Here is a 5,723-nt window from a genome sequence, read left to right as displayed (position 1 = left end):
CCGGCGCGTTCACGTCCGTCTACCCGGACGTGGTCAACCCGGTGCTCACCCTCAACGTGTTCAGCGGAGACCTCGGCATCGACGACGGCACACCCCGGTCGGTGTACACCCTCGAGGTCGACGGACTCACCCAGCACACCGGCGGCGACACGGGGCTGGACTCCCTCGAGCTCACCCCCGGCGCCACCGTGGACCTGCCCAACGGGTGGGGAACGATCACCTGGGAGGCGGTGTCCGAGCAGGAGCCGGTGAAACGGTTCGCGTCGCTGCAGATCCAGAACGACCCCACCAGCGGGTGGGTGCTCGCCTTCGCGATCCTCGCCATGGCGGGACTGTTCGCCGGCCTGTTCGTGCCCCGTCGACGCATCTGGGTCAAGGCCCGCACCGTCCCCGAGGGCGTGCGCGTCGAATACGCGGGCCTCGCCCGCGGCGAAGACCCCACGCTCCACAAGGCTGTCCGCGACATCGCGAACGACCACGCCGCCGCCCTGGACCGCGTGCGCGGCGCGAACCCCGAATGAGGGACCCGATGAAATGCCCCGTTGATGACACTCTGCTGCTGGTGAGCGAGCGCGCCGGCGTCGAGATCGACTACTGCCCCGGGTGTCGCGGCGTCTGGCTGGACCGCGGCGAACTGGACAAGATCCTCGACCGGGCCACCGACACTCGTGCCCCGCGATATCCGGAACCCGGTACCCGTGATATCCGCCACGACAGGGGCGACTCGCACCAGGGCCGGAACGGGCGTCGCCGCCGCGACGGGTTCCTGGGAGAGCTGTTCGACTTCTGATCCCCTGACAGGCATGACACCGTGAACGACTGGATCCCCGGGACGCCGCCGACTCTGCTCGGCTTTCTCAGCCCCGCACCGTTGCTGTTCCCGCTGCTGCCGGTGATCGCCGCCGTGCTTGCCGCCGCCTACCTGGCCGGCGCGATCCGACTGTGGACCGGCCGGCGGCGGTGGCCGGTGTGGCGCACGATCAGCTTCTTGCTCGGCTGCCTCACCCTGGCCGCGGTCACCGGCCTGGGCGTCGAGGCGTACGGGTACGCGCTGTTCTCGGTGTTCATGTTCCAGCAGCTCACCCTCATGATGGCCATCCCGCCGCTGCTGGTGTTGGGATCTCCGGGCACGCTCCTGCTGCGAGCCACCCCTCACCACGGGCTCGGCCGGTTCGTGCTCCGGGCCGCTCACGCGGGGCTGCGCAGCCGGGTCGCGCGGTGGGCGCTGAGCCCCTGGGTCGCGCTCCCGCTGTACCTGTTCGCGTTCTACGGGCTCTACCTCGCCGACGCCGCCGACCGCATCCTGCAAGCACCCGGCGGGCACGTCGGCCTCGAGGTCGGGTTCCTGGTCGCTGGGATCCTGTTCACCATCCCGGTGCTTTCCGCCGACCCGCTGCCGGTGCGGCTCAGCCACGGCGGCCGCGCGCTGGACGTGTTCGCCGAAGCCGCCCTGCACGCGTTCTTCGGGGTGTTCCTGATGATGGCCACCACCCTGTTGGTCGACACGTTCGCCGCGCCCACGCTGGCCTTGGGCATCGATCCGATCGAGGACCAGCGTCTCGCCGGCGGCCTGGCCTGGTCGTACGGAGAAGCACCCACCCTGTTGATGCTGCTGTTCGTGATGCACCGCTGGTTCCGCAACGACACCGCCCGCGACGCCGCCGCCACCCGCTACGCCGACGCCCACGGAGACCCCGAGCTGGACGCGTACAACGCCTACCTCGACACGCTCCGCCAGAAGGACACACGCTGATGGCCACGACCACTCTCGCCACCCCGGCGCGGCCGGGCACCACCACGGCGACGCCGGTGGATCGCACGGCGCGGCTGCCGCTGTGGGCTGCGCTGGCGGTGGCGGGCGCCGGCGGGTTCGCGCTGGATCTGGCCACCCCGGCGATCGGGTGGTGGCCGCTGGCGTTGGTGGCCGTCACGATGTCGCTGATCAGCCTGATCGGCCGCAGCATCCTCACTGCATTCCTCGTCGGCACGGTCTTCGGCGCCGTGTTCTTCTGCACCCATCTGGCCTGGGTCGGGCAGTTTCTCGGCCCGCTACCCTGGGTCGCTCTCGCCAGCCTGCAGGCTGTCCTCTTCGGCGCCGGCGCCATCCCGATCACCCTCGCCTACCGGTGGACGGGTCGGTATCGACCGCGCGGGACCGTGCAGCTGGTCGCCGTGCCGCTGCTGATCGGCGGCCTCTGGGCTACGCGTGAAGTCGTGATGGGGGCGTGGCCGTACAGCGGGTTCCCTTGGGTGCGGATCGGGATGACACAGGTCGAGAGCCCGTTGGCGCAGGCCACGTCATGGACCGGGGTGACCGGACTGAGCCTGCTGGTCGTGGCGCTGTACGCGGGCATCCTGCAGTGGGCCCGCGCGGGCGGCCTCCGGTTCCTGCGCGGCATCATCCCCGCCGCGATCCTCACATTCCTCCTCGTCGTGACACCGCAGTTCCCCACCACCGACGCCGGGACGCTGCGGGTCGGGTGGGTGCAAGGGAACGGCCCGGCCGGCTACTTCGATCCCAAGGCACCCGGCGACATGCTCGCCGCGCAGACCGCCGCCTCCCGGTCGCTGCTGGGCCAGCAGATGGACCTGCTGGTGTGGCCGGAAGGCAGCGTGGACTCCGACCCGCTGCGAACCCCCACGGTCGCGACTCAGCTGGATCGTGTCGTAGCGGCGGCGGGTGCGCCGCTGCTGATGAACGCGGCCACCACCCGTGGTGAGGACGTGTTCAACACGTCGCTGCTGTGGACTGCTGATGCCGACGCGCGGCAGTGGCACGACAAGGTCAACCCGGTCCCGTTCGGCGAATACGTGCCCGACCGGTGGCTGTATGAACGTATCGTCCCTGACCTCGTCGGGCTGATCCAACGGGAGTACACCCCCGGCAGTAACCTGCCGGTCGTCACCGTGAACGACGTCGACGTCGGGTTGGCGATCTGCTTCGACGTCATCTACGACCAGGTGATCTGGGACAGTGCCCGCGCCGGCGCGGAACTGTACGTGTTCCAGACCAACAACGCCGACTTCCGGGGCACCGACGAGAACCTGCAACAACTCGCCTTCGCGAGGATGCGTGCCATCGAGACAGGCCGGGCCGTGGTCAACGTCTCCACCGTGGGCACCAGCCAGGTCATCGCCCCCGAGGGTGTCACGACCGACAGTGTCGGCGTCGACACCGCGGCCGCGCAGATCAGCACGATTCCGTTGCGCACCGGGCTGACCGCGGCCGTGGTGATCGGCCCGTGGCTGACCGGGCTGATCCCCGTCGCCGCGGTCGTCGCCCTCACCGGGCTCGGGATCCACCACCGCGTCCGGCCTGCCTCTCCGCGTGCACACGCCGATCTACGGAGGTCGACACGAGTATGAGACCAACAAGATCCGTCGTGGAGCCCCGGTCCCACCCGCGAGGGGGAGAGCCGCGAAGCGTCGACTTGGGTTGCGGCCCATCCCCTGGCGAGCAGCGGATGCTGGGGCTGCGCATGACTCGCCGTGGGGTGCTCGGGGCGGGTGTGCTCGGTCTCGTCGCGGGGAGCTCGATCGTCGGCGCCGCGCGGCTGCTGCCCGCCTTCGCCGCCGACTACCCGTCGTGGGATGACGTGCAGGCAGCGAAGGCGAACGAGACGGCGAAGACCGCCGAGATCACCCGGATCCAGGGTCTCATCCAGAGCCTCACCAGCGAGGTGCAACGTACGCGCGCGGTGGCCGAACAGGCGGCCGATGCGTTCTACACCGCACAGCAGGACTACTTCGCCGCCGTCCAACGAGCTGATGCACTCCAATCCCAGGCAGATGCCGAAGCCGAAGCCGCCGCTGAGGCCTCTGACCGGGCGGGCCGGCTCGCCGCGCAGCTGTACCGCAACGGCGGCGACGATACCGCGTTGGAGCTGTTCTTGTCGGGGTCGGCGGCGAACGCGGACGATCTGCTGGCACGGTTGGGCACGATGGACAAGCTGCTCGAACGCAACCAGGGCGTGTATGCCGCCGCGCTCACTGCGCGCAACGCGGCGCAGGGATTGAGTGATCAGGCGGCCGTGGCCCGTGACGAACGTGACCGGCTGCAGCAGCTCGCCGAGCAGAAGATGCGCGAATCGCAGCAGGCCGCCGACGCCGCTCAGACTGCGCTGGACACCCAGACTCTCCACCTCGGGGAACTCGAAGCGCAGCTCGCCGCCCTCCAAGACACCACCGCGCGGACGATTGCCGACTATCAGGCCGGAGTCGAAGCCGCCCGGCTCGCCGAAGAGCAGCGCAAGGCCGCCGAGCGCGCCGAAGCCGCGCGCCGTGCCGCGGAGGGGAGCGCCGGCGGCGGTGTCGTCAGCTCCGGGTGGGCACGTCCCACTTCAGGCCGTCGGACATCCGGGTTCGGTCCCCGCAGCTCGCAATGCGGCAACGGGTATTGCTCCACCAGCTACCACTACGGCGTCGACCTGAGCGGAGGCTGCAGCGCCGGAATCTATGCGGCCGCTGCCGGCACGGTCGTCTACGCCGGATACAACGGCGGCTACGGCAACTACATCAAGATCGACCACGGCGGCGGCATCGGAACCGGATACGCGCACATCCGCAACGGCGGCTTCTTCGTCGGCTACGGCCAGCGCGTAAACGCCGGAGATCTGATCGGCAGCGAAGGCAACACCGGGAACGCGTTCGGCTGCAACCTGCACTTCGAGGCCTACGTGAACGGCGCTCCCGTGAACCCGATCGACTTCCTGGCCGCCCGCGGCATCTCCATCTGACCCGAAACGAAGGAGGACATCATGACGGAACAGCTCACCCCCGCAGCTGACCAGCCTCAGACGCCCCCCACCCGACGCAGCCTCCGGCAAGAAGGCTCTCCGCCGCGCAAGATCGTCGCTCCCACTCGGGGACAGGCCGCCGCCGCGCCAGCGCGCGGACCTCGGACGATGCATCCGGTGCGGAGACTGACTGCGCTCGCGATTGTCAGCGGCCTGATCGCAACCGTGGCGTTGCCGGCTTACGGCGCCTGGCAGACCACAGCCCCCGAGCCGCTGACCCTGCAGCAGATCGCCTCGGACGACGCGCAGTCTCTCATCGTGGCCTCCGATGCGACGCAGACACAGCTCACGCGGGACAGCTACGCGGCCACTACGCAGGAGGAGATCGACCGGAAGAAGGCGGCCGAGGCGGCCGCTGCTCGCGCCCGTACCTCGGCGCGCGTGGCGTCGGTGCCGTTCGATTACAGCATGGTCACCCCCGGCAGCGGTACGGTGCGCTGGCCAGTGGGCGGCCCGTTCACCGTCACGGACCGGTTCGGCGACCGGGGCGGTGCGCACATGGGCACTGACATGGTCGCCGCCGGCGGCACCCCGGTGTACGCGTCCGTCGACGGCGCGGTCAGCGTCTCGCAGGACAGCTATGGCGGCTATGGGGTCACCGTCGTGATCGAGTCCGTCCTGAACGGTCAGCGCGTCCGCACCGTCTACCCGCACATGCAGACCGGAAGCCGACAGGTCGCTGTCGGTCAGACGGTCACCGCTGGTCAGACGGTCGGGCTGGTTGGCAGCACCGGACGCTCCACCGCCAACCATCTGCACTTCGAGGTGTACATCAACGACACCGCCGTCGACTCACTGGTCTGGCTCCAAGCGAACGCCGGCTGAAACCGGCCACACCCTGACGAAGAGGACACCCACATCATGACCGGATCACTCACACTCGACGGCATCTCGCTGCTGCTGGTCTGGACCGCGATCGCCACCTAC

The 5,723-nt window shown here is 69.6% G+C and carries 6 protein-coding genes; all 6 read left to right on the top strand.

Annotation, left to right across the window (positions count from 1 at the left end):
• Window positions 1-521 (top strand): cytochrome c biogenesis protein ResB (locus Q1V87_RS12885; RefSeq protein ID WP_300593578.1); only part of this gene is annotated, 521 nt, incomplete at its 5' end.
• Between the two features lie 8 nt (window positions 522-529).
• The gene (locus Q1V87_RS12880; protein WP_300593575.1) at window positions 530-790 is read left to right on the top strand and encodes a zf-TFIIB domain-containing protein; all 261 of its coding nucleotides are present in this window, start codon (window positions 530-532) and stop codon (window positions 788-790) included.
• A 21-nt stretch (window positions 791-811) separates the two neighbouring features.
• The gene (locus Q1V87_RS12875) at window positions 812-1,753 is read left to right on the top strand and encodes a cytochrome c oxidase assembly protein (protein ID WP_300593573.1); all 942 of its coding nucleotides are present in this window, start codon (window positions 812-814) and stop codon (window positions 1,751-1,753) included.
• Window positions 1,753-3,366 carry an apolipoprotein N-acyltransferase gene (gene lnt / locus Q1V87_RS12870; protein ID WP_300593570.1) on the top strand — a complete coding sequence of 538 codons (1,614 nt, stop codon included), beginning with the start codon at window positions 1,753-1,755 and terminating at the stop codon, window positions 3,364-3,366. Before Q1V87_RS12875 ends, lnt begins: the two co-directional genes overlap by 1 nt.
• A gap of 113 nt (window positions 3,367-3,479) precedes the next feature.
• Window positions 3,480-4,736, top strand: a complete 1,257-nt coding sequence (locus Q1V87_RS12865; RefSeq protein ID WP_300593568.1) for a M23 family metallopeptidase — start codon at window positions 3,480-3,482, stop codon at window positions 4,734-4,736.
• Between the two features lie 21 nt (window positions 4,737-4,757).
• Window positions 4,758-5,621: a M23 family metallopeptidase gene (locus Q1V87_RS12860; protein WP_300593565.1), complete on the top strand. Its 864-nt coding sequence runs from the start codon at window positions 4,758-4,760 to the stop codon at window positions 5,619-5,621.
• Window positions 5,622-5,723 lie beyond the last annotated feature (102 nt).

Source organism: Microbacterium sp. (assembly GCF_030149085.1).
Lineage (GTDB): Bacteria > Actinomycetota > Actinomycetes > Actinomycetales > Microbacteriaceae > Microbacterium.
This window is presented reverse-complemented; position numbering and strand designations above follow the sequence as displayed.

Bases quoted from the DNA above. Each gene is read 5' to 3' on its own strand.
- lnt (WP_300593570.1), top strand. From the start codon at position 1,753: ATGGCCACGACCACTCTCGCCACCCCGGCGCGGCCGGGCACCACCACG.
- Q1V87_RS12880 (WP_300593575.1), top strand. From the start codon at position 530: ATGAAATGCCCCGTTGATGACACTCTGCTGCTGGTGAGCGAGCGCGCC.
- Q1V87_RS12865 (WP_300593568.1), top strand. From the start codon at position 3,480: ATGACTCGCCGTGGGGTGCTCGGGGCGGGTGTGCTCGGTCTCGTCGCG.
- Q1V87_RS12860 (WP_300593565.1), top strand. From the start codon at position 4,758: ATGACGGAACAGCTCACCCCCGCAGCTGACCAGCCTCAGACGCCCCCC.